Source organism: Curtobacterium sp. UNCCL17, assembly GCF_000686685.1.
GTDB lineage: Bacteria > Actinomycetota > Actinomycetes > Actinomycetales > Microbacteriaceae > Curtobacterium > Curtobacterium flaccumfaciens.
This window is the reverse complement of record NZ_KK366002.1, coordinates 307,096-329,027: the sequence shown is the minus strand read 5'-3', so window position 1 is coordinate 329,027 and position 21,932 is coordinate 307,096. Positions and strand designations below refer to the sequence as shown.

22 protein-coding genes are annotated in these 21,932 nt (G+C 73.0%); 6 read left to right on the top strand and 16 right to left on the bottom strand.

What is annotated here, in order from left to right:
• Nucleotides 1–85 precede the first annotated feature (85 nt).
• Nucleotides 86–811, bottom strand: a complete 726-nt coding sequence (locus BR70_RS0115370; RefSeq protein ID WP_027466769.1) for a LysE/ArgO family amino acid transporter — start codon at nt 809–811, stop codon at nt 86–88.
• Nucleotides 812–880: 69 nt separating this feature from the next.
• On the opposite strand from BR70_RS0115370, the gene BR70_RS0115365 reads away from it, so the two are divergent.
• Nucleotides 881–1,795, top strand: a complete 915-nt coding sequence (locus BR70_RS0115365; protein ID WP_027466768.1) for a LysR family transcriptional regulator ArgP — start codon at nt 881–883, stop codon at nt 1,793–1,795.
• Here BR70_RS0115365 and BR70_RS0115360 read toward each other — a convergent pair.
• Nucleotides 1,786–2,565 carry an Fpg/Nei family DNA glycosylase gene (locus BR70_RS0115360; protein ID WP_027466767.1) on the bottom strand — a complete coding sequence of 260 codons (780 nt, stop codon included), beginning with the start codon at nt 2,563–2,565 and terminating at the stop codon, nt 1,786–1,788. The genes BR70_RS0115365 and BR70_RS0115360 overlap by 10 nt on opposite strands.
• Nucleotides 2,566–2,657: 92 nt before the next feature.
• Nucleotides 2,658–7,415 carry an Lhr family ATP-dependent helicase gene (locus BR70_RS0115355; RefSeq protein ID WP_027466766.1) on the bottom strand — a complete coding sequence of 1,586 codons (4,758 nt, stop codon included), beginning with the start codon at nt 7,413–7,415 and terminating at the stop codon, nt 2,658–2,660.
• Nucleotides 7,416–7,575: 160 nt separating this feature from the next.
• Between BR70_RS0115355 and BR70_RS0115350 the strand changes: the two genes are divergently transcribed.
• Nucleotides 7,576–8,250 carry a PadR family transcriptional regulator gene (locus tag BR70_RS0115350; RefSeq protein WP_027466765.1) on the top strand — a complete coding sequence of 225 codons (675 nt, stop codon included), beginning with the start codon at nt 7,576–7,578 and terminating at the stop codon, nt 8,248–8,250.
• Nucleotides 8,251–8,321: 71 nt separating this feature from the next.
• On the opposite strand, the gene BR70_RS0115345 is transcribed toward BR70_RS0115350, so the two are convergent.
• Nucleotides 8,322–8,942: an alpha/beta hydrolase gene (locus tag BR70_RS0115345; RefSeq protein WP_051597006.1), complete on the bottom strand. Its 621-nt coding sequence runs from the start codon at nt 8,940–8,942 to the stop codon at nt 8,322–8,324.
• 73 nt (nt 8,943–9,015) lie between these two features.
• Between BR70_RS0115345 and BR70_RS0115340 the strand changes: the two genes are divergently transcribed.
• On the top strand, nt 9,016–9,558 hold the full coding sequence (locus tag BR70_RS0115340) for an NUDIX hydrolase family protein (protein ID WP_027466763.1): 543 nt from the start codon (nt 9,016–9,018) through the stop codon (nt 9,556–9,558).
• 103 nt (nt 9,559–9,661) lie between these two features.
• On the opposite strand, the gene BR70_RS0115335 is transcribed toward BR70_RS0115340, so the two are convergent.
• Both BR70_RS0115335 and BR70_RS0115330 read right to left on the bottom strand, forming a co-directional pair.
• Nucleotides 9,662–9,865: a CsbD family protein gene (locus BR70_RS0115335; protein ID WP_027466762.1), complete on the bottom strand. Its 204-nt coding sequence runs from the start codon at nt 9,863–9,865 to the stop codon at nt 9,662–9,664.
• Between the two features lie 251 nt (nt 9,866–10,116).
• A complete protein-coding gene (locus BR70_RS0115330; RefSeq protein ID WP_027466761.1) occupies nt 10,117–11,727 on the bottom strand; it encodes a DEAD/DEAH box helicase in 1,611 nt (536 codons plus the stop codon).
• Nucleotides 11,728–12,015: 288 nt separating this feature from the next.
• On the opposite strand from BR70_RS0115330, the gene BR70_RS0115325 reads away from it, so the two are divergent.
• Entirely contained in the window at nt 12,016–12,849 is an 834-nt protein-coding gene (locus tag BR70_RS0115325) for an endo alpha-1,4 polygalactosaminidase (protein WP_027466760.1), read from the top strand.
• Between the two features lie 99 nt (nt 12,850–12,948).
• Here the strand turns inward: BR70_RS0115325 and BR70_RS23875 are convergent, their stop codons facing one another.
• The 4 genes from BR70_RS23875 to BR70_RS0115305 form a co-directional block, all read right to left on the bottom strand.
• Nucleotides 12,949–13,308, bottom strand: a complete 360-nt coding sequence (locus BR70_RS23875; RefSeq protein ID WP_035809483.1) for a GntR family transcriptional regulator — start codon at nt 13,306–13,308, stop codon at nt 12,949–12,951.
• Nucleotides 13,309–13,318: 10 nt separating this feature from the next.
• A complete protein-coding gene (locus tag BR70_RS0115315) occupies nt 13,319–13,891 on the bottom strand; it encodes a DUF1684 domain-containing protein (protein ID WP_051597091.1) in 573 nt (190 codons plus the stop codon).
• A 132-nt stretch (nt 13,892–14,023) separates the two neighbouring features.
• On the bottom strand, nt 14,024–14,506 hold the full coding sequence (locus BR70_RS22555; protein ID WP_051597005.1) for a hypothetical protein: 483 nt from the start codon (nt 14,504–14,506) through the stop codon (nt 14,024–14,026).
• Between the two features lie 101 nt (nt 14,507–14,607).
• Nucleotides 14,608–15,246 carry a GNAT family N-acetyltransferase gene (locus BR70_RS0115305; protein ID WP_027466757.1) on the bottom strand — a complete coding sequence of 213 codons (639 nt, stop codon included), beginning with the start codon at nt 15,244–15,246 and terminating at the stop codon, nt 14,608–14,610.
• 91 nt (nt 15,247–15,337) lie between these two features.
• Here BR70_RS0115305 and BR70_RS0115300 point away from each other — a divergent pair, with 91 nt between their 5' ends.
• Together BR70_RS0115300 and BR70_RS0115295 are read left to right on the top strand one after the other, a co-directional pair.
• Entirely contained in the window at nt 15,338–15,943 is a 606-nt protein-coding gene (locus BR70_RS0115300; RefSeq protein WP_035809260.1) for a 2-phosphosulfolactate phosphatase, read from the top strand.
• A 42-nt stretch (nt 15,944–15,985) separates the two neighbouring features.
• Nucleotides 15,986–16,288 (top strand): DUF427 domain-containing protein, encoded by a 303-nt coding sequence (locus tag BR70_RS0115295; RefSeq protein WP_027466755.1) that lies wholly within the window; start codon nt 15,986–15,988, stop codon nt 16,286–16,288.
• Between the two features lie 30 nt (nt 16,289–16,318).
• Here the strand turns inward: BR70_RS0115295 and BR70_RS0115290 are convergent, their stop codons facing one another.
• The 6 genes from BR70_RS0115290 to BR70_RS0115265 form a co-directional block, all read right to left on the bottom strand.
• A complete protein-coding gene (locus BR70_RS0115290; RefSeq protein WP_027466754.1) occupies nt 16,319–17,578 on the bottom strand; it encodes an Nramp family divalent metal transporter in 1,260 nt (419 codons plus the stop codon).
• 386 nt (nt 17,579–17,964) lie between these two features.
• On the bottom strand, nt 17,965–18,660 hold the full coding sequence (locus tag BR70_RS0115285; RefSeq protein WP_027466753.1) for a CGNR zinc finger domain-containing protein: 696 nt from the start codon (nt 18,658–18,660) through the stop codon (nt 17,965–17,967).
• Between the two features lie 47 nt (nt 18,661–18,707).
• The gene (locus BR70_RS21290; RefSeq protein ID WP_051597004.1) at nt 18,708–19,199 is read right to left on the bottom strand and encodes a SprT-like domain-containing protein; all 492 of its coding nucleotides are present in this window, start codon (nt 19,197–19,199) and stop codon (nt 18,708–18,710) included.
• The gene (locus tag BR70_RS22550; RefSeq protein ID WP_051597003.1) at nt 19,196–20,026 is read right to left on the bottom strand and encodes a hypothetical protein; all 831 of its coding nucleotides are present in this window, start codon (nt 20,024–20,026) and stop codon (nt 19,196–19,198) included. The genes BR70_RS21290 and BR70_RS22550 overlap by 4 nt, the downstream gene beginning before the upstream one ends.
• A gap of 143 nt (nt 20,027–20,169) precedes the next feature.
• A complete protein-coding gene (locus BR70_RS22545; protein ID WP_155896900.1) occupies nt 20,170–20,904 on the bottom strand; it encodes a DUF4064 domain-containing protein in 735 nt (244 codons plus the stop codon).
• Between the two features lie 108 nt (nt 20,905–21,012).
• Nucleotides 21,013–21,855, bottom strand: a complete 843-nt coding sequence (locus tag BR70_RS0115265) for a spermidine synthase (protein WP_027466752.1) — start codon at nt 21,853–21,855, stop codon at nt 21,013–21,015.
• Nucleotides 21,856–21,932: the final 77 nt, after the last annotated feature.

Below are 21,932 nucleotides of genomic sequence, written 5' to 3'. Positions count from 1 at the left end.
CACCGGTGTTTTGCAACCCGCCGCCGCCGCCGCCGCCGCGCGCCGCCGCGCGCCGCCGCGCGCCGCCGCGCGCCGCGCCGCGCCGCTACGCGCCGACGAGCAGGAGCGCGCCGAACGCGAGCATCACGACGGCGACCAGGCCGTCGAACACCCGCCAGGTCAGCGGCTTCTCGAACAGCGGCCGCAGCAGGCGTCCGCCGAACCCGAGCGCACCGAACCACAGGCAGCTCGCCGTGACGGCACCGATCGTCCAGAGCCACCGGTCGTCCGCACCCTGCTGGTTCGCCACCGACCCGAGGAACACCAGCGTGTCCAGGTAGACGTGCGGGTTCGCCCACGTGAAGACGAGCATGGTCAGCACCGCCGTCCGCATGGTCACCACCTGGCCGGGAGGCGCGGTGCGCGTCCGCCCCGCCGCCACCGTCGCGCCGGTGGTCGCGCCGACCCCCGCGCTCGCGCCAGCGCCCACCACTCCGTCGTCGGCGGCCTCGTCGGCCACCCGCATCGCGTCCCCCGAGGGCCGCAGTGCACGCCGCGCCGCGAGCACCCCGTACGTGAGCAGGAACGCGGCACCGACGAACCGGACCACCAGGAGCGCCACGGGGAACCGTTCGACCACGGCGCCGACCCCGAGCACCCCGGCGACGATGAGCAGCGCATCCGAAGCGGCGCACACCACGACGGCAGCGGCCACCACCCGGAGCCCGGCGCTCACGGCGAGGCGCAACAGGTAGGTGTTCTGCACACCGATCGCGACGATCAGTGCGAGGCCGGTGCCGAGGCCGGAGAGCAGGGGCAGGAGCGTGGTCACGGTCCGACGCTAAGGCCCGACCCGGGTGTAGTACAGCTCAGGTTCCTGCAGCGCCGTAAGCTCAACTGCATGACCCGGTTCCAGCGCGAGCACCTCGAGACGCTGCTCGCCGCCGTCGACCACGGCACGCTCGATGCGGCGGCCCGCGCGCTGGCGATCACCCCGTCGGCGGTCTCGCAGCGGATCAAGTCCATGGAGCAGCAGGTCGGTCGGGTCCTGCTCCAGCGCACCACCCCGGTGCGCCCGACCGCGGACGGTGCAGTGGTGCTCCGGCACGCACGGCAGGTCCGGCTGCTCGACGAGGAGACCTCCCGAGCGCTCGGCGGTGGATCGTCGGTGGTGCCGTCGATCCCGCTGGCCGTGAACGCCGACTCGCTCGGCACCTGGTTCCTCGACGCCCTCGCCCTCGTCCGGGCCGACACCGAGGTGGTCTTCGACCTGCACCGCGAGGACCAGGACCGCACCGCCGAACTGCTCCGCGCCGGCACGGTGATGGGTGCCGTGACGGCCGAGGCGGATCCGGTGCAGGGCTGCTCGTCGGTGCCGCTCGGCATCGACCGGTACCGGGCGGTGGCGTCCCCGGCGTTCGTCGCCCGCTACCTCGGCGACACCGGCACCGAGCGGCGGATGCTCCGGCGGCTCGACGAGGTCCCGCTCGTCGACTACGACCGCGACGACGACCTGCAGCAGGGGTACCTGCGGCAGGTCCTCGGCCACGCTCCCGGAGGCCCGCGCCACTTCGTCCCGACCTCTGCCGACTTCGCCCGTGCGGTCACGCTCGGGTTCGGGTGGGGGCTGTTGCCCGAAGCGCAGTGCCTCGCGGCGATCGACCGCGGTGTCCTGGTCGAGCTGGCTCCGGGACGGCACGCCGACGTGGCGCTGTGGTGGCAGCGCTGGAACCTGGCGTCACCGCTCCTCGAACGGGTCACCGACGCCGTCCGTGCGACCGCCTCGTCGCGCCTGCACCCCGCGCGTCAGGTCTGACAGCGCGGACACCAGTAGGTGTCGCGCAGGGTGAGTTCCGAGTCGCCGAGTTCGCCGTGCCGGATCGGGGTCCCGCACCGCAGACACGGCTTGCCGGCGCGACCGTAGACCCAGAAGCGTCGCCCCGGGCGGTCGACGCCGGTGGTGACGCGGGCACTGCGGTCACGGTTCGCCAGGATCAGTCGGCTCGCGAGCGTGATCGTCCGCGCCGGGTCCGGTACCTGCCCGACCGGACGCGTGGGCAGCACACCGCGCAGGAAGCAGAGTTCGTTCCGGTACACGTTGCCGAGCCCGGCGAGCACCCGCTGGTCGAGCAGTGTCAACCCGACCGGGCGCTCGGGGTCCTCGGTCAGGTTGGCGAGCGCCAGGTCGGCGTCCCAGTCCGGGCCGAGCAGATCGGGCCCCAGGTGTCCGACGACCTCGGACTCCTGGTCGCGCGGCACGACCTCGAGCACCCCGAGGGTGAAACCGACGGTGGAGACCCCCTCGGCGTCCAGGATCGCCCGGGCCTGGTGGGCCGGGCGTCGCCAGCGGTCACCGGGCGCGTAGACGTCCCACCGGCCCTCCATCTTCAGGTGCGAGTGCACGGTCAGGTCGCCGATGCGGTGCAGCAGGTGCTTGCCGCGGGGGACGACCTCGTCGACGGTGCGGCCGACCAGGTCGAGCGTCGCGAAGGCGGGGACCCGGAAGTCGCTCTTCGTCAGGACCTTGCCCGCCAATGCGGTGTGCAGGCGGCGGGCAGCCCGGTAGACGGTGTCGCCTTCAGGCACGGGTCACCTCCGACGGGTGCGCGCAGCCCGTCCGGGCGGCACGGGTCGCGTCCGGCACGTGGTCGCTGCACTGCCGGGAGGCGCGGCTCGCCTCACACACGGAGCCGCAGCCCCTGCGGGGTCGCCGTGAACCCCGCGGCCCGGAGCGCGCCACCGAGCGCCGTCTCGAGCACGAAGTCCCCGTCGACCCGCTCGACCGAGAGCTTCCGCAGCCCGGTCCGGACGATGCCGGCGATGGAGGAGGCGGCGGCAGCGAGGTCGGCGGCGTCGTCGGTGAAGGTGAGCACCGACTTGCCGCCGCGCTCCACGTACACGGTGAGCTTGCCGTCGACGGTCGTCACCAGTGCGCCCGCCTTCCGGCCCGGGCGGTGGCCCCGCGTGGTCTTGGCACCGCTGCCGACCGCAGTCCCCGACGGGGCGGGTTCGACGTCGTCGGCTGCGACACCGTGGTCCGCGTCACCCGTCGGCCACGGCAACGAGGCCCCGAACGGGTTCGCCGGGTCGGTCGCGGCGAGCGTGAGCGCATCGCGCTTCCGGTCCGGATCGTCGCGCTCGTCGTCGCCGAGTTCGCGGGCGTAGGTGCGCAGCCGGTCGACGGTCGGGCCGGTGGCGAACTGGGCGGCACCGAGCCCCTCGACGAAGTACCCGCGACGAGCCCGGCCGGACTCCTCGAAGCGCGAGAGCACCCGGTACACCCCGGCGAAACCACCCCGGACGCCCTCGACCTGCACGGCGCCGCGGGTGACGACGCCGTAGCGTTCGAGCAGCTGTTCGGCGGTCGCCGCGGCCCGCACCGTCGAGTCGGACTCGGCCAGCGGCAGGAGTGACCACCGGCCCCCGACGGACGGCGGCCCGGACTGCGTCGGCATCGTCGGACGCCGACGGCCGCGGTAGGCCCGAGCACGCGGAGCACTCGAGCTCTTCGCCTTGCCACCGAGCATCGAGCGCAGCGGGGCGAACGTGTCGTTCGTGATCTGCCCGGCCCAGACCAGGTCCCACAGCGCGGTGGTGAGCGCCTGGTCGTCGCTGCTGCCCACGGCCTGGCCCAGCTGCCGGAAGAAGTACGCGCCACCGCCGGCCAGGGCGCCGAGCACGTCCCGCTGCAGCTCGGTCGTCTCGTCCCCGGAGGGCTCGGCGAGCGTCGTCGCCGCGGTGTCGGCCAGGTGCAGGCGCACCCAGCCGTCGTTGCCGGGCAAGGTGCCCCCGCCGGACCACAGGACCTCGCCGGTGGCGGTGAGTTCGTCGAGCATGCTCGTCGAGTAGTCCGTGACGCGCGACGGCAGCACCAGGGTCTCCCAGGCGCTGGCGGGCAGGGCGACCCCGGCGAGCTGGTCGATCACCTGCAGGACGCCGTCGACGCCACGGAGTCCACCGCGGGTCCCGGAGGCCTGCACGTGCTGCCACGCGGGCAGGAACCGGGCGAGGGTGTCCGGCGAGACCGGTTCGACCTCGTGCCGCAGGGCTGCGAGGGACTTCGTGCGGATCCGTCGCAGGACCTCGGCGTCGCACCACTCGGCACCCTGACGGTCGGGGCGGAACTCGCCCTCCACCACCCGGCGGTCGGCGACGAGTCGGCGCAGGGTGTCCTGCACGACGGCGATGCCCAGCCCGAGGCGACCGGCGGCCTCCTGCGCGGAGAACGGCCCGTGCGACCGCGCGTAGCGGCCGATCAGGTCGCCGAGGGGGTCGGCCACGGGCTCGATGAACGCCGTGGGCACACCGATCGGCAGCGGGACCCCGAGGGCGTCGCGCAGGCGAGCGGCGTCCTCGATCACGGCCCAGCGCGTCGCACCGGCGTGCGAGAACGAGAGCACCCGGCGGTCCCGCTCCAGGACCTGGAGTGTGCTCCGCAGTTCGGCGGTGGCCGCTGGACGGTCGGCAGTGTCGGCGAGCCAGCTCCGGTCGACCGCTTCGTCGAGGTCGAGCGCGCCGACGAGCCGCAGCACGTCCACGAGTCCTTCGGCGTCACGGGCACGGCGGTCCGGCGACAGCCGCTGCAGGTCGCGCTCCACCGAGGTGATGACCGCCGGGTCGAGCAGCTCGCGCAGCTCCGCGCGTCCGAGCAGTTCGCCGAGCAACGTCGAGTCGAGCGACAGGGCCGCTGCCCGGCGTTCGGCGAGCGGGGTGTCGCCCTCGTACATGAAGGCCGCGACGTACCCGAACAGGATCGACCGGGCGAACGGCGACGGCTGCTCGGTCTCCGTCTCGACCAGGCGGATCCGGCGTCCGGCGATGTCGTCGGCGATCCCGAGCAGCGCGGGCACGTCGTAGACGTCCTGCAGCACCTCGCGCACGGTCTCGAGCACGATCGGGAACGTCGGGTACTTCTGCGCGACCTCGAGCAGCTGCGAGGCCCGCTGCCGCTGCTGCCAGAGCGGCGACCGCTGCCCGGGGTTCCGTCGGGGCAGCAGCAGGGCGCGCGCCGCGCACTCGCGGAACCGGGCGGCGAACAGCGCCGAGCCGCCGACCTCGTCGGTGACCAGGGCCTCGAGGTCGTCGCGCTCGAACACGAACAGGTCGGCACCCGGTGGCTCGGCGTCGGTCTCCGGGATGCGGACAACGATGCCGTCGTCGGCCGCCATCGCGTCACCGTCGATGCCGTGCCGTTCGCGCAGCCGTGCGGCGACGGCCAGGGCCCACGGCGCGTGCACCTGCATGCCGTAGGGCGAGTGCAGGATGAGCCGCCAGTCCCCGAGCTCGTCGCGGAACCGCTCGATGACGAGCGTGGTGTCGTTCGGCACGTGACCGGTGGCCGCGCGCTGGTCGCGCAGGAAGGTCAGCAGGTTGGTGATCGCGCGCTCGTCCAGTCCACCGGCGGCGACGCGGGCGCGGGCGTCGTCGTCCGAGGCACCCTCGACCTCGCGCACGAACGCACCGGTCGCCCGGCCGAGCTCGGCGGGCCGGCCGATGCCGTCGCCCTTCCAGAACGGCACGCGTCCGGGCTGCCCGAACGCCGGGCTCACGACGACGCGGTCGTGGGTGATCTCCTCGATCCGCCAGCTCGTCGCACCGAGGGCGAAGACGTCGCCCACGCGCGACTCGTAGACCATCTCCTCGTCGAGCTCGCCGACGCGGGATGCCTTCTCGCCGACCATGAAGACGCCGAACATGCCGCGGTCGGGGATCGTCCCGCCGCTCGTCACCGCGAGTCGCTGTGCACCGGGGCGCCCGGTCAGGGTGCCGTGCACGCGGTCCCAGACCAGCCGTGGCCGGAGTTCGGCGAACTCGTCGCTCGGGTACCGGCCCGTGACCAGGTCGAGCGTCGCTTCGAACGCCGATCGGGGCAGGCCGCTGAACGGGGCGCTCCGCCGCACGAGCTCGAACCAGTGCTCGACGTCGAGGGTGTCGATCGCCCCCGCGGCCACGGTGTGCTGCGCCAGGACGTCGAGCGGGTTCGCGGGTACCGAGATCGACTCGATCTGACCCGTGACCATCCGCTCGACGGTGACCGCGCTGTTGACCAGGTCGGCCCGGTGCTTCGGGAACAGCACGCCGCGGGAGATCTCACCCACCTGGTGGCCGGCACGACCGACGCGCTGCAGGCCGCTCGCGACCGACGGCGGCGCCTCGACCTGGACGACCAGGTCGACCTCGCCCATGTCGATGCCGAGCTCGAGTGAACTCGTCGCGACGACGCACCGCAGCCGACCGGACTTCAGGTCGTCCTCGATGATCGCGCGCTGGTCCTTCGACACCGAGCCGTGGTGTGCGCGGGCGAGCACCGGGACCGAGGCGTCCGAGCCCCCGCCGCCCGTCTGCCCGGACCCGCCGATCAGCTGCGCCGGCGGTCGCTTGGCCCCCTGGGGTGCGACGGCGTGCGCCGAGGTGCGGGCCGGTGACTGCGGTCGGCCCCGCGCCACGGGGAGCCCGTCGTCGTCCGGGGACGCCCCCACCGGCACCAGCACGCCGTCGCCGGCGGCGGCGAGCACGCGTTCCTCGTGGATCTCGTTGAGCCGCGCCGTGAGCCGTTCGGCCAGCCGCCGCGAGTTCGCGAACACGATGGTCGAGCGGTGTTCCTCGATCAGGTCGACGACACGTTCTTCGACGTGCGGCCAGATCGACCCGTTCGTCGGCGACTCGGACGCGTCCGCGCCGACCGGCGGCGCCCCGAGCTCGGTCATGTCGTCGACGGGCACGACGACCCGCAGGTCGAAGGTCTTCTGCGCGGGCGGCGCGATGATCGTCACCGGTGCACGGCCGCCGAGGAACCGCGCGACCTCTTCCGGCGGGCGGACGGTCGCGGACAACCCGATGCGCTGCACGGGCTTGTCGAGCAGGTCGTCGAGGCGCTCGAGCGACACGGCCAGGTGTGCACCGCGCTTGGTCGAGGCGACCGCGTGGACCTCGTCCACGATGACCGTGTCGACGTTCACCAGGGTCTCGCGCGCCTGCGAGGTGAGCATCAGGTAGAGCGACTCGGGCGTGGTGATGAGGATGTCCGGCGGCTGGCGCAGGAGCTTCTGGCGGTCGGACGACGGGGTGTCACCGCTGCGCACCCCGACCGTGACGTCCGGCGGTTCGGTGCCCAGGCGCCGAGCGGTCTGGGTGATGCCGACGAGCGGGCTCCGCAGGTTGCGCTCGACGTCGACGCCGAGGGCCTTGAGCGGCGAGACGTAGAGCACCCGCGTGCGCTGCTTCGCCGGCGGACGGTCCGTCGCGCTGATGAGCCGGTCGATCGACCACAGGAACGACGCCAGGGTCTTGCCGGAGCCGGTCGGGGCGATCACGAGTGCGTGCTGCCCGGTCGAGATGGCGTCCCACGCCCCGGCCTGCGCCGGCGTCGGTGCGTCGAAGGCGCCGCGGAACCACTCGGTGGTCGCGGGGGAGAAGCGCTCGAAGACGTCCGTCATGGTCCGTCCCATCCTGCCCGCCACCACCGACAGCAGGCCGAGCGCACGTACCCCTTGACAGAGCGATAGTTAGCGATCTATCGTAAACACATCGCGATACGACGAAGACGATCAGGTCAGACCGGTCGCGAGCCGACTCAGCACGATGAAAGGACTCCTCATGCGCCCCTCGTATGACGACGACAGCAACACGTCCCCCCGCGACCAGCGCGGGTTCGGCCCGCGCGGCCCCCGCTTCGGCGGAGCGCGGCAGCACCACGGTGCCGGCTTCCCCGGCCGTGACCGCGGTGACCACGACCACGGCGGCCGCGGCTTCGGTGGCCGCGGGTTCGGCCCCGGCTTCGGCCCGGGCATGGGCTTCGGCCCCGGTTTCGGCGGTCCCGGCTTCGGTCGCGAACGCCGTCGCCGCGGTGACGTCCGTCTCGCGATCCTCGGTCTGCTGGCCGAGGGCCCGCAGAACGGGTACGCCGTGATCAAGACCATCGCCGAGCGCACCGGCGGCGCCTGGAAGCCGAGCCCCGGCTCGGTCTACCCGACGCTCCAGCAGCTCGTCGACGAAGACCTCGTGGTCTCGTCGGGCGACGGCCGCAAGACGCTCTTCGAGCTCACCGACGCCGGCAAGGCCGAGACCGAGGCCAAGGCCGACGAGATCGCTGCGGCACTCGACGGGGCTCCGGGCATCCCGGACGCCCAGCGCGAGTTCTTCGAGGCGCTGCGGAAGACCATGGGCGTCCTGCAGATGTACCGCAGCACCGCGACCGAGGAACAGGCCAAGGCCGCCACGGCCAAGGTGGACCAGCTCCGCAAGGACCTGCTCCAGATCCTCGCCGACTGACGGACGTCACCCATGACGGACAGGAGGCCCGGTGCCAGCTGGCACCGGGCCTCCTGTCCGTCGTCGTGCGCCTACACCGCGTCGACGAAGGCCGCCACGTCCGCCAGCTCCGCCGTCGACACGGCGTGCGGCAAGCCCGCGTAGGAACGGTCGGTCACGTCGGTGTGCGCTGCGGCCCACGCCTGCGTCCGGGCGGTGGCCTCGGGAGGGATCACCGGGTCGAGGTCACCGTGCCCGAGGAACACCCGTGGTCGCACGGCCGACACGGCCTCGTCGCGGGAGTCCGTGATGCCGGGCACGACGAACCCCGACAGCGACACCGCGAACGCGAACGCCGCGGGCCGGGCGCGCAGGAGCTGGAGCGCCATCGAGCCGCCCTGCGAGAACCCGAGCAGCCCGATCCGCGGGTGGTCGGCGGCGACGGAGTCGATCCAGTCGAGCACCTCGGCGGTCGCGGCGTCCACCGCCTCGGGCGCTGGGGAGCCGGGCGTGCCGAGCGGGTACCAGCTGAAGCCGGGCCCCCACGGCATCGGCGCGCGGAGCGACGCGACGGTCCACGCGGGCGGCAGCGCGGGGGCGAGCCCGAGCAGGTCGTGCTCGTTCGAGCCCACCCCGTGCATCGCCACGAGCAGGGGTGTGCCCCGCCGGTCCGAGGCACTCCGTGTCCACTGCACCAGGTCCGCATCGATCATGTGGACAACGCTAACCATCCCCAACTCCCGCGCCTTCCGCCGAACTCGCCGCCGTGCCTGGTAGACACGGTGCATGTCCTCGCTGCGCACCCCCGATCCCGACTCCGGCTGGCTGTCCGACGAGGAGCTCGCGAACGTCCGCCGTCGTCTGCCGATCTGCTACGTCGAGGCGGTCCCCGTCCGCACCGACGGTCTCGGCGTCGTGACCGAGGTCGGCGTGCTCCTGCGTGTCTCCCCGAGCGGCCTCATCGCCCGCACCCTGGTGTCCGGCCGCGTGATGTTCGGCGAGTCGATCCGCACCGCGCTGTTCCGCCACCTCGAGAAGGACCTCGGGCCGATGGCGTTCCCGCAGCTGCCCTCGAGCCCGACGCCGTTCACCGTGGCCGAGTACTTCCCGCTGCCCGGTGCCTCGGTGTACACCGACGAGCGGCAGCACGCGATCTCGCTGGCGTACGTCGTCCCCGTCACGGGAACGTGCGAGCCCCGGCAGGACGCCCTCGAGCTCACGTGGATGAGCCCGATGGAAGCCGCGTCCGACGCCGTCGCCGACGAGATGGAAGGCGGCCGCGGCGCACTGCTGCGGGCCGGCCTGGCATCGGTCGGCGCCCTGCACTAGCCCGATCGGCGCGTCCACGCCCGGCGCACGACGAAGCCAGCGCACGACGAAGCCCCCGGATCCGATCGGATCCGGGGGCTTCGCAGCGCGGTCGCGAGCCGGCTTAGTGCTTGTCGTCCTTGAAGCTGTCGGCGACGCCGTGCGCGGCGTCCTTGACGTCGGTGACGCCCTGCTTCGCCGAGGCCTTGCCCTGGTCGGTCTGGCCTTCGGCCTTCAGCCGGTCGTTACCGGTCGCGTTGCCGGCGGCTTCCTTGACCTTGCCTGCCGCCTTCTCAGCGGCGTTCTTGATGTCATCGATGCCAGCCATAGGCACTCCTTCCAGAAGCGGACGTGTTCCCCGTCAGCCGCTTGCGCGGCATCCGGTGAGTGAGACCGTACGCCCGGCGGAGTACCCCACCCCCAGCCCGCGCCAAGGTTCGCCCGAGCCCGGACGCAGAACACCGGTGTTCACGGAACACACCGCGGGATGCGGGGGTTCAAAACGTGAACACCGGTGTTTTGCAGGCGTTGACGTGCTCAGGCCGACGGGCTCAGGCCGAGCGGGTCAGGCCGCGTGGGTCAGTGGCGGTCGGCAGCGCCGGCCGGACGGGAGGCGCGGCGCGAGCCACCACGACGGTTGCCGCCCGACTCGTTGCCGGACCGACCCGCGGCGTAGCCGCCCTCGGACGACCAGACGGCCGACGAGCCGCCGCGCACGACGTCGCTGCTGCCCGAGCGACGGTTGCCGCCGCTGCGGCGACCACCGGTCGAACCGGCGGCCGCGGCGCCGGAGCGCCCGGCACCCTCGGTCCGTGCGCCACGGGCCGGACGGCCCTGACGGCCCCCGGCCGAACCGGCGGACTCGCCAGCCGAGCCGGAGCGCGCGGGCTGCGCCGCGCCTCCAGACCGACCGCCGCGACCACGGCGACGACCGCCGCCGTCACCGGCGGACTCGGCCGAACGCTGCTTGGGCTGACGCTGCTGGGTGGGCTGCTCCTCGGCGACGTGGCGGATCGGAGCGACCTCGCCGACGAGCGCGGTGACGGCCGGGGAGGTCGCCGTGACGTGCTGCGGGGTGACCTTGATCGCGGCAGCACGCATCATCTGCGCGACGTCGCGACGCTCGGCGGGCATCGTCACCGTGACGACGTCACCGGACGAACCGGCACGCGCCGTGCGGCCCGAGCGGTGCAGGTACGCCTTGTGCTCGGTGGGCGGGTCGACGTGCACGACGAGCTCGACGTTGTCGACGTGCACACCGCGGGCGGCGACGTCGGTGGCGACGAGCACGAGGGCCTCGCCGGAGGAGAACTTCGCGAGGTTGCGCTCACGGGCACCCTGCGACAGGTTGCCCTGCAGGTCGACGGCCGGGATCCCCTGGCTGCTGAGCTGCTTGGCCAGGCGCTTGGCGTGGTGCTTCGTGCGCATGAAGAGGATGCGGCGACCGTTGCCCGAGGCGAGGGCGCTCACGAGGTGCTTCTTCGCGTCGGCGTCGGCGACCTCGAACAGGTGGTGGGTCATCGCCTCGACGGGGCTGTTCGCCTCGTCGACGGAGTGCATCACCGGGTTGTGCAGGAACTTCTTGACGAGCTTGTCCACGCCGTTGTCGAGCGTGGCGGAGAACAGCAGTCGCTGCCCGTTCTCGGGCGTCGCCTGCATGATCTTGGTCACGCCGGGCAGGAAGCCCATGTCGGCCATGTGGTCGGCCTCGTCGAGGACGGTGACCTCGATGTCGCCCAGGTTCACGTGGCCCTGCTGCATGAGGTCGGCGAGGCGACCCGGGCAGGCGACCACGACGTCGACGCCGCCGCGCAGGGCGTCGACCTGACGACCCTGACCGACGCCACCGAAGATGGTCGTGGTGTTGAGGCCCATGGCCTTGGCGAGCGGGGCGAGGGCGACGTCGATCTGCGTCGCGAGCTCACGGGTCGGCGCGAGCACCAGGGCGCGGGGGCGGCCGGCGCGGCGCTTGCGGCCGCTGGCGGCGAGGCGGGCGACGAGCGGGATCGCGAAGGCGATGGTCTTGCCGGAGCCGGTGCGGCCGCGGCCGAGGACGTCCTTGCCCTGCAGGGAGTCCGGGAGGGTGTCCGCCTGGATGGGGAACGCCATGTCCTTGCCCTGGTCGGCGAGGACGGAGACCATCGGCGCGGGGACGCCGAGGTCGGAGAAACGGATGTCTTCGGTGGTCATGGTGACCTTTCGAGCCGGAGCAGTCCGGCTGTGGGCGCGCTCTGAGGCAGCGCGCGGGCGGGATGCGCGCCAACGGATGTGGCTGGCGCAGTCGCCGCAGCAGAGAAGCCTGGGCACCTTCGTGAGGTGCTCGATCATCGACCGGAGTCTGGAGACAACTGGTCGGGAGTTCGGGGCGTCCGTACGACGCACGAGGCGATCGGCGCCTCGAGTACGACCAGCATAGCGTGCACATCCCCGGAACGGCGAGGGCGGGGTCGTTCGCCCGTGGCGTGCGAGGATTCCGGGGTGCGCACGCGATCCGTCCTGTTGACCACCGCGATGGCCCTGGTGGCCGTCCTCGGCACCGCCGGCTGCGCCGAGGCCGCCACGACCAGCGCGGCCGGGAGCTACCGCAACCTGCCGACCTCGGGTCGCGTGGACTACCAGCTCGGCGGCGGGTACACCCCGCCCTCCGGCGTGACGATCGTCGAGCGCGACAGCACCGACCGCCCGGCGAAGGGCAAGTACAACATCTGCTACGTCAACGGGTTCCAGACGCAGCCCGAGGCCGCCAGCACGTGGAAGAAGTCGTACCCGTCGGCGATCCTCCGCGACCGTGCGGGTAAGCCGGTGTCGGACCCGGGGTGGCCGGACGAGATGCTCCTCGACACCCGGACCGCGGCGAAGCGTGCCCTGATCACGAAGGTGCTCGCGAAGACCGTCGCCCGCTGCGGTGACCGCGGGTTCGACGCGGTGGAGTTCGACAACCTCGACTCGTGGACCCGGAGCGGCAAGCGGCTGGCCCGTGCCGGCAACCTGGCGCTCGCGAAGTCGCTCGTCGCCGAGGGACACCGGCACGGGCTGGCCGTCGGGCAGAAGAACACCCCGCAGCTCGGGGCGTCCGGCAGGAAGCAGACCGGGTTCGACTTCGTGGTCGCCGAGGAGTGCGTGCAGTACCGGGAGTGCGCCGCGTACACGAAGGCCTACGGCGGACGCGTCATCGACGTCGAGTACTCGGACACCTTCGAGGGCTCGTGGGCGTCGGTCTGCGGGCTGGGGAACCGTCCGGCCATGACGATCCTGCGCGACCGCGACCTGGTGACCCCGGAGGACGACGCGTACGTGTACGAGCACTGCTGAGCGCTCGGAACGGTCCTTCCCGGAACGACCAGGTACGCCCGGAAGCGCCAGCCAGTCACCCGCGCCAGCCAGCCACCCGCGCCCGCACGCCCGCCAGCGCTACGCCGGCCAGGCCTCCCGCAACGCGGTCGCCGCCTGGTCCGCCGACAGCCCTGCCGAGCGGGCCGCAGCGGCCAGGGCACGAGCGGCCTCGGCCACCGCGTCCGGCACCGCCGCCGGTCGCACCACCCGGGTGCCGGCGCCCCGTGCGGTGTGCACGAGCCCGGCCTCCTCGAGCAGCTGGTAGGCCTTCGCGACGGTGCCGGCGGCGAGCCCGAGCTCGTCCGCCAGCCCACGGACGCTCGGCAGCCGTTCGCCGTCCACCAGGTACCCGGCGGTGATCTGCGCGGCGATCTGCGATCGGACCTGCTCGAACGGCGGCACGCGGCCACCGACGTCGAGGGCGACGAGTCCTGTCATGCGTTCCACCCTAGAAGTCGTACTGCTCGCCGACGGGGATCGGGACCGGCACGGTGTTGCCCGGAGGCGCGAGCGGGCACGCCCACGCCGGGTCGTACGCGCACGACGGGTTGTAGGCGAAGTTGAAGTCGAGCACGAGCGACCCGAGGTCGTCGCCGCCCAGGTCCGAGCCCTTGATGGTGTCGAGCAGGTAGCGTCCGCCACCGTACGTGCCGCGGGCCTTGCCGGCGCTGGCGTCCTTGACCGGGACGAACACCCCGCCCGCGTAGCCGCCGTGCTTCCAGACGTCGAGCGTGCCCACCCCGGGGACCCGCACGAGTCCGAGCCGGTCGAAGTGGACGACACCGTCGGTGCCGGTCTCGAAGTCGAACTCGGCGGGCTCCGTGGCCTCGATGCGCACCTGGAACCGCCACGCGGGGTCGTAGTCCGGCACCGGCAGGGACTCGAAGTCGCGGGCGTCCTCGTCGAGCAGCGGCGACGCCGGGTGCTCCGCGAACATCGCGTCCCGGGTCTCACGCCAGAGCGCGTGCGCCGTCTGGGGGTCCGGGGTGGCGCGGACGCGGCGGTACAGGTCGAACGTCATCCGCCGCCAATCCGTCGTCGCCAGCGTGCTGCGCACGCGGTCGTCGGTCGTCGGCTCCTGGGGGCGCGTCTGGCTCACGTGGTCGAGGCTACGCCCGCTCCGCGGTGGACGGGAGGCCCGACCCGCGTCACGTCACTCGCCGTCGGTCCGCCAGGTGGGTGCGAGGGCGCGCATCCGGAACGCCCGCCACTGCCAGATGACCCACATGCCGGGCCACAGGGCGAGCCCGAGGACGGCCGGTCGCATCCGGTAGGTCAGGCGGTCGAGCAGCAGTGTCCGGCCACCCGGTGCGGGGACGACGGCCATCCGGTGCGACATCGTCATCCGCCCGAACAACCCGGACGTGCCACCACCGTTGTCGCGCTGCACGGGGACTCCCCGGACCTCGTACAGGTCGAGGTCGACGTGCGTGTCGCCGCTCGGCACCAGGCCGAAGGCGTCCGCGGTGATCGGGTGCGGGTGCCCGGGCTCCCAGCGCTCCGGGAAGCCCCGGGGGTCGCGCGATCGGTACGCCAGGAACGGTTTCGTCACCGCCACCATCACGGCCGGGGACAGCAGGGCATCGCGCACGGCGTCGACCGGCGCATCGAGGACGATCCGGAGGCCGACGTGCATGGCGGTGACGCTACGCCCGCGGGCTGGACGGCGCGCCGTGGCTCGGCGGGCGAGACGATGCCGGCGCGACGACGCTGGCGCGACGACGCTGGCGCGACGCCTCAGGCGTGCCGGGCCGACCGACGGCGGGACCCCTCGGCGCGGTCGTGCCGCCGGAGCCGCTCGGCCAGCGAGAGGCGGACCGCCGGCCACTCCGACGCGATGACGGAGAACACCACGGTGTCGCGCAGGGTGCCGTCACGGCCGATCGCGTGGTTCCGGAGCACACCGTCCTGCTTGGCGCCGAGGCCCGCGATGGCCGCTCGGGACTGCAGGTTGTGCCAGTGGGTGCGGAACTCGACCGCGATGCACTGCCACGCCTCGAACGCGTGGGACAGCATGAGCAGCTTCGACTCGGTGTTGATCCCCGATCGCTGCGCGGACCTGGCCAGGAACGTGCTGCCGATCTCGACACGGCGGTTGCCCGAGTCGATGTTCATGAAGGTCGTCGCACCCACCACCCGGCCGGTCGGGCGGTCCCGCACGGCGAAGGGCACCATGCGGCCGGCCTCGTGCTCGGCGAGCCGCCGGTCGATCTCGGCCTCGACCTGTGCCGGGGCGGGCACCGAGGTGTACCAGGTGCGCCACAGATCGCCGTCCGCGACCGCCGCCCGCAGGTCTTCCGCGTGCTCCTGCCCGAGGGGCTCGAGCGTCACACGGTCGCCGGTCAGGGTGGGTACGGGGGCGATCTCCATGACCATGCATCCTAGGGTCGACGACCCTGGCGGAACCCGGTCGGACGGCGACCCTGTGGAGAGGGACAGCATCGCCCGGGCGGCTATCGTGACGGACGTGGCAGAACGCACCCAGGAGAAGTACCAGGTCCGGTTCGCGTGGGGTCCCGGAGGTGCGGCTCGCATCGCCCACGGCACCCACCTGCTCGTCTGGGTCGACGCCCTGCCGCCGACTCCCGACGCCGCCGCACAGCGGCGCGCGCTGCGGAACGTGACCGCCCAGTTGCCGCAGGGTCCGGAGGTCGTGCTCGGCCACCTCGGCAACGCGGCGGCGGTCGCGGAACGGGTGACGGGCCTCCAGGCCGCACGCGGTGACCGGTGCGTCGTCGCGATCGTGGCCGCCGGGCTGCACCACACCGCTGCCCTCGACGACGCGGCCGAGGCGGCGGGGGAGTCCGTCGACGTCGCCGACGCACCCGACTTCGCCGTCGAGGACCTGCTCGCCGCCGGAGCCGTCGTCGACGCGCTCACCGAGGTCGGCATCGACCACACCTCACCCGAGGCCGCCGCGGCCTGCGCGGCGTACACGGGGCTGCGCCGCGCAGTGCGGCACCTGGTCAGCGCGTCCGAGGGAGCCGCCGTCCTGCGCCGTGACGACGTGCACGCGGCGCTCGCCGCGGGCCCCGACCTGACCGTCCTGCGGGAATCGGGGGAGCGCGCGTAGCGTTCGCCCCGTCACGGAACCAGCGAGCGAAGGAGCAACGCCATGAAGGCAGTCGTCGGCGACACGGTGATCGCGGAGGCCCCCGAAGAGGACCTCATCAAGATCGAGGGCAACTGGTACTTCCCGCCGTCGAGCGTGAAGACCGAGCTCTTCACCGAGAGCCCCACCCAGTACCACTGCCCGTGGAAGGGCGACACCCAGTACTTCACGGTGAACGTCGACGGACAGGCGCTGCAGGACCGCGCGTGGTCGTACCCGACGCCGATCCCGTCGTCGTTCGACCGCGTCGGCAAGGACTACTCGGGCTACGTCGCGTTCTGGAAGGACGTCCAGGTCGTCGAGTGACGACCGCCCGTCACCCTGACCGGTCGTGCCTCAGCCGGTCAGGGTGAGCACGATCAGTGCGACGTTCAGCGCCACGATGACCGCCGCGATCACCCACGCCACCACCCGGGTGGTCGCGGCGTTCACGTCGGTCCCCATCACGCTCCGTCGCGACGTGTAGACCACCAGGGGCACGATCGCGAAGGCGATCCCGAAGCTCAGCACCACCTGGCTGACGACGAGCAGCATCGTCGCGTCGGCGTTCAGTGCGAGCAGCACGATGGCGGGCACCAGCGTGATCGCGCGCCGGGCCACGAGCGGGATCCGCACGTGCAGCAGGCCCTTCATGATCTCCGCCCCGGCCATGCAGCCCACCGAGGTCGAGGCCAGGCCGGACGCGAGCAGGCCCACGGCGAAGAGCACCCCGACGACCGGGCCGACGTTCTCGGCGATGGCGCGCTGCGCACCGGGGATGGAGTCGGTGCCCGCGACTCCGGGCAGGGTGGCCGCGGCGAGGACGAGCATCGCGATGTTCACCCCACCCGCGACGATCAGCGCGAGCCCGACGTCCCACCGGGTCGCGACGAGCACCCGGCGACGCTCCGGCCCGGCGGGGACGTCCCCGTGGCGGTCCCGGGCGAGCGCCGAGTGCAGGTACACCGCGTGCGGCATCACGGTCGCACCGAGCATCGAGGCCGCGAGCAGCACCGACCCCGCGCCCTCGAACCGCGGCACGAGCCCGGCGACCAGGTCGGCCGGTGTGACCCTGGCGAACAGCAGCCCGGCGCAGAAGCCCACCGTCAGGATCGCGAGCATCGCCGTCACCACGGTCTCGAACAGGCGCGTGCCCCGGCGGCTGTGCAGGGTCAGCAGGAGCATCGAGACGAGCCCGGTGATGATCCCGCCGACCACGAGCGGCAGGTCGAAGAGCAGGTAGAGCGCCAGGGCGCCACCGATGACCTCGGCGATGTCGGTCGCGGCGGCGACGATCTCGGCCTGGCCCCAGAACAGCAGGCGCGGGGTTCGTCGCATCCGCAGGCCGAGGTGTTCGGGCAGCGACTTGCCCGTCACCACCCCGAGCTTGGCGGACAGGTACTGCACCACCACGGCGCTGGCGTTCGCGGCGACGAGCACCCAGAGCAGCAGGTACCCGTACTCGGCGCCGGCCGTCAGGTTGGCGGCGACGTTGCCCGGGTCGACGTACGCGATGGCCGCCACGAAGGCCGGTCCGAGCAGGGTGAGCCCGGCTGCGCGACGACGCGGGGCACCGGTTGGGTGCTCGTCGAGCCGGGGGCTGGCAGTGTCGGTCATGCACCGATCCTGCCAGAGAATTCGATTGACCGAATCTTTTTCTTCGTCGTGTCGTGGGGCTGGCCGGTCGCCGCTCGAGCGTGCGTGTGTCGGGTGGTCAGGACCCGTCGGCTGGGACGCCGCCAGCAGACGGTCGGTGACCGCTCGGCCGAGGTGCGCGGGGTGTCGTGACCGCTCGCAGAAGGCGGACATGAGGCCCGTGGCGGCGCCGCCACGCGCCTCCCGGCCGGTGGCTGGTCGCGACTCGTCGCTTGCTTCGCGTCGGGTGGTCGCAACCTGACGGTTGCGACGCCGTCGGGCGACGGTTGATGACCGCTCGGCAGAGGCGAGCGGGGTGTCGCGACTCGCCCCCTCCCGGACGACGAGGGGAAGGTGTCAGCTCGGGCTCACTCCGCGGCGCGGCGAGCGCGGTGCGCCCGGACCTTCGCCCGGTTGCCGCACCGCTGCATCGAGCACCAGCGACGGGTCCCACCGCGCGACGAGTCGTAGAACACCAGGCCGCAGTCCTCGGCCGAGCACCGGCTCAGGCGCGTCGGCCGGCCGTCGGCCTCGACGTCGTCGAAGCCGACCTCGGTGAAGAGCGCGACGGCGTCGCGCGCGACGCTCGAGAGGGCCTGCGCCAGGCGGACCCGGTTCGCTCCGGCGCGGCGTCGGCCACCCGGGAGGCTCGGGGGCACGTCCGGCAGGGCGGCGAACAGGTTGACGGTGTCGATGTCGTCGGGCGCGGGGCGCGTGCGGCCGGCTCCGGCACGCAGGCCCGCCGCCACGGCGGTGCGCTCCGCGGCGGTGCTCGCCGGCGCGGGGGCGGCAGCCACGGCGAGCCGGGCGATCGCGGCACGCAGGGCACGGGCGTCCTGCAGCTCGCGGGCACTGGCACCGACGTCGATCGGCTCGGTGTGCTCGCTGAGCCACTCGTCCAGGTCGGCCGGGCTCGCGAGCAGCTCCCCGAGCTGCGACCGCGGTCGGCGTCCGGTGGGGTCGTCGGCGAAGCCACCCGTGTGCGCGAAGTCGAGCGCGATCCGTCCGGCGTCGAAGAACCAGGAGGAACCGGCGTCCGTGCGGATGTGCTGCCCCGTGTGCATCCGCCCAGGCTAACGGGTTACCGGCGCGCCTCCGTGCGTCGGGCACCTCATGCGGTAGTCGACGCCATCGTGGCCGCGTCGTCGTCCGCGGTCCGACGCCGCCACGTGATGACGTTCCGGGCGTCGAACCGCCGGGAACAGCGGGCGCAGGCCAGGGGACGGGTGGGCGTGCGGTACCGGAAGTGCTCGTGTCCCGCGGGGCAGGTGCCGATCCAGGGGGCGAGCTCGCTGGCGATCGGCCCGTCGTGCAGCCGGGAACCGGTGTACCCGATCGACGCGGCTGTGCGCTTCCACTTCGGTCCGTGTGCCGCCCGGGCGCCGGCGAGGGCGTGCGCGACCTCGTGCAGCAGGACCTGTTCGACGTCGTCGTCGGAGAACCGGGTGGCCAGGTGGCGGCTCACCGTGATCCGCTTCCGCGCGAAGTCGCACTGGCCCGCGCGGGTCTTGGCGTGGTCGAACCCGAACGCCCACGTCCCGGTGCCGAGGTGTTCGGCGATGAGCGCTTCGGCGCGGAGCCGGACGGTCTCGAGCGCGGTCACTGCTCGGCGCGCGGGTCGGCCTGGCCCTTCTTCGCTGCCCGGGCCGCGATCCGGCCCCAGATGTCGTCGGCCTCGGTCCGGGCGGCGTCTGGCGCACCGAGCACGCGGCGGCGGATCGGCGGGACCTGCTTCACGGGCTCGGCGACGCGGGTCGTGGGTTCGTCGTCCTCGGCGCGGCGGGCGGCGACCTCGCGGGCCGTCCGGGGCCGGTCGGACGGTTCTGCCGGGTTCGTGATCGAGGCCCGCATGGCGGCCTCGACCGCGGTGCGCAGCGCGTCGGTGCGCTCGGACGGTGCGCCCGCCTGCCGGAAGGCCTGGTACGCCCGCGACAGTGCGGCGCGGGCCTCGTCGAAGCGGTCGTTCTCGAACAGCGACCAGCCCTCGATCTCGGCCGCGGCGCCCTCGAGCTCGGGCCACTCCTCGGTGGCGGCGGTGTCGCGGGCCATGGCGGCCTCGGCTGCGGCGCGGTCGTGCCGGCCGAGGTCGTGCAGGACGTGCGCACGACGGATCCGCGCGGCGACCTTGTCCTGGCGCTCCCCGGTGAACATCGCGAGGCGGAACACCTCTTCGGCGATGACGAGCGACTCGTCCAGACGGCCGAGCAGGCGGAGGAGCTCGGCCCGTTCGGCGAGGGCGTCGGTGCTGCGGCTCTGACCGAGGTCACGGAGCCGCTGGTGCACGGCGTCGACGTCGACCGCGGGTCGCAGGCTGATGGGCGCGAAGGTGCTGCCCGGGCTGACTCCGGCCGTCACGGGAGCCGCGTGGCGCGGTTCACGGGAACGGTCGGACAGGTCGGGCTGCTGGCGGTCGTCGGGCGGGAGGGACATCGGTTCGAGGGTAGCCGCGGTCTCCCGGGAGCGGTCGGTGCGACGCGCTCAGGTTGCGCGGGTGCAGCCGTCCGCGCGTACCCCCGGGACGACGAACGGCCCGCCGTGCCGGAGCGCGACGGGCCGTTCGGTCGAGGGGTCGATCAGGAGTTGGCGCCCATCGCGCCGGCGGCGGCCACGCCGGCGTAGGTGACGAACGTCGCGATGGTCGCGACGACCGCCAGGACGATCGCCAGGATGCCCCAGACACGACCGCGCTTGGCGACGGCCGCGATGATCCCCTGCACGAGTGCCCAGAGTCCGAGGAACGCGGCGATGCCGATCACGGCGATGCCGCCCACGAGCTGCGAGCGGACGTCCGGGTCGCTCATGACCTCGCTCTGCATCTGCTCGGGCGTGAGGTTCGTCGAGCCGTTCTGCGTGATCTGGTCGATCACACCGCTGTTGCTGATGGCCGAACCCATGATGTAGCCGCCGACGACGCCGAGCACGAGCGCGAGCAGGCCGAGTACGAAGGCGATGATGCCGACGGTCTTCTTCTTCTTGGGCTTCGGCTCGTCGTGGCTCTGCCAGGCCGGGGCACCGGAGTGCGTGGGCGCGGCGGCGTACGGCTGCTGGTCGTGGTGCTGGCCCTGGTCGTGACGCTGCTGGTCGTTCCAGCTCGGCGTGCTCGACGGCTGGCCGTACTGCTGCTGGCCGTACTGCTGCTGGCCCTGCCCGTACTGCTCGCCGTACTGCGGGGTTGAGGTCGGTGCCTGGTCCACCCGCTCGCCGTACCGCGGGGCATCGGCGTCGGGCTGCTGCTGCGGGGCGTCGCCCCAGCGCGGCGCCTGGCCGTCGCCCGTCCGGTCCTGGTCGTTCCGGTCGTCGTTCGTCATCAGGGTTCCCATCGCTCGGTCGCGCAGCTGCGCGGTCGTTCAGACCATCCTGACAGCCGGATCCGTCGAGTGCCCGAAGTCCGTCCCCGGCGACGCCGTGGGCGGGCGTCAGCCCCCGAACACGCTCCGGTTCGGCTCCGGCGACGCGACCGCCGTCTGGTCCGTGACGATCGGCGCCCCGGCGATGAACGACCGGAGCTCCGCACCGTGCACGACCTTGGCCGGCATCGGGTCGGACGAGTACCGCCTCGGCATGTCCGCCACCGGCAGGTCGGTCGGCGACCCGAGCAGCACGATGTTGCCGAACCGCCGGCCCTTGAGCATCCCGGTGTCCGCCACCGCCGCGACCGACGGCAGCACCGACTGCAGCGTCGACGCCTGCCCGCGGGCGAAGGCCAACCCGGCGCCGTCGGCCACGTTCACCGCGACGATGCCCGTCGGCGACAGGAACGCGGCGACCTCGCGGTAGAACTCGACGCTCGTCACGTGTGCGGGGATCTGCGAACCGCCGAAGACGTCCACCACCGCCAGGTCCACGGTGCCGCGGAGCCCGGCGGGCAGCTTGCTGAGGACCTCCCGGGCGTCGCCGTACCGCACCCGGATCGACGCGCCACGGGGGAACGGCAGAGCCTCGCGCACGTGCTCGACCAGGTCACGCTCGAGCTCGATCACCTGCTGCCGCGAACCCGGACGGGTCACCGCGACGTAGCGGGGCAGGGTGAGGGCGCCGGCGCCCAGGTGCAGTGCCGTGATCGGGCCGTCCGGCAGCAGGTCGATCGCGTGCCCGATCCGCCGGATGTACTCGAACGCCAGGTGGGTCGGGTCCTCGAGGTCCACGTGCGACTGCGGGGTGCCGTCCACCACCAGGGTGAAGGACCCCGGTCGGTGCCGGTCCGGCTCCACCACCGAGTACCCCGCACCGATCCGGAACCCGTCGAACGCATCAGCCATGCCGTCAATGGAACACCACCGCGATCACCACCCGCGCCCCCACCCCTGGTTGGTGTGCCCGGGGGACGCCCGGAACG

Bases quoted from the DNA above. Each gene is read 5' to 3' on its own strand.
- BR70_RS0115365 (WP_027466768.1), top strand. From the start codon at position 881: ATGACCCGGTTCCAGCGCGAGCACCTCGAGACGCTGCTCGCCGCCGTC.
- BR70_RS0115285 (WP_027466753.1), bottom strand. From the start codon at position 18,660: ATGCACACGGGGCAGCACATCCGCACGGACGCCGGTTCCTCCTGGTTC.
- BR70_RS23875 (WP_035809483.1), bottom strand. From the start codon at position 13,308: ATGACAGGACTCGTCGCCCTCGACGTCGGTGGCCGCGTGCCGCCGTTC.
- BR70_RS0115355 (WP_027466766.1), bottom strand. From the start codon at position 7,415: ATGACGGACGTCTTCGAGCGCTTCTCCCCCGCGACCACCGAGTGGTTC.
- BR70_RS0115295 (WP_027466755.1), top strand. From the start codon at position 15,986: ATGAAGGCAGTCGTCGGCGACACGGTGATCGCGGAGGCCCCCGAAGAG.
- BR70_RS0115265 (WP_027466752.1), bottom strand. From the start codon at position 21,855: ATGGCTGATGCGTTCGACGGGTTCCGGATCGGTGCGGGGTACTCGGTG.
- BR70_RS0115345 (WP_051597006.1), bottom strand. From the start codon at position 8,942: ATGATCGATGCGGACCTGGTGCAGTGGACACGGAGTGCCTCGGACCGG.
- BR70_RS22545 (WP_155896900.1), bottom strand. From the start codon at position 20,904: ATGACGAACGACGACCGGAACGACCAGGACCGGACGGGCGACGGCCAG.
- BR70_RS0115305 (WP_027466757.1), bottom strand. From the start codon at position 15,246: ATGGTCATGGAGATCGCCCCCGTACCCACCCTGACCGGCGACCGTGTG.
- BR70_RS0115335 (WP_027466762.1), bottom strand. From the start codon at position 9,865: ATGGCTGGCATCGATGACATCAAGAACGCCGCTGAGAAGGCGGCAGGC.
- BR70_RS0115290 (WP_027466754.1), bottom strand. From the start codon at position 17,578: ATGACCGACACTGCCAGCCCCCGGCTCGACGAGCACCCAACCGGTGCC.
- BR70_RS22555 (WP_051597005.1), bottom strand. From the start codon at position 14,506: ATGCACGTCGGCCTCCGGATCGTCCTCGATGCGCCGGTCGACGCCGTG.
- BR70_RS0115350 (WP_027466765.1), top strand. From the start codon at position 7,576: ATGCGCCCCTCGTATGACGACGACAGCAACACGTCCCCCCGCGACCAG.
- BR70_RS22550 (WP_051597003.1), bottom strand. From the start codon at position 20,026: ATGTCCCTCCCGCCCGACGACCGCCAGCAGCCCGACCTGTCCGACCGT.
- BR70_RS0115315 (WP_051597091.1), bottom strand. From the start codon at position 13,891: ATGACGTTCGACCTGTACCGCCGCGTCCGCGCCACCCCGGACCCCCAG.
- BR70_RS0115340 (WP_027466763.1), top strand. From the start codon at position 9,016: ATGTCCTCGCTGCGCACCCCCGATCCCGACTCCGGCTGGCTGTCCGAC.
- BR70_RS0115330 (WP_027466761.1), bottom strand. From the start codon at position 11,727: ATGACCACCGAAGACATCCGTTTCTCCGACCTCGGCGTCCCCGCGCCG.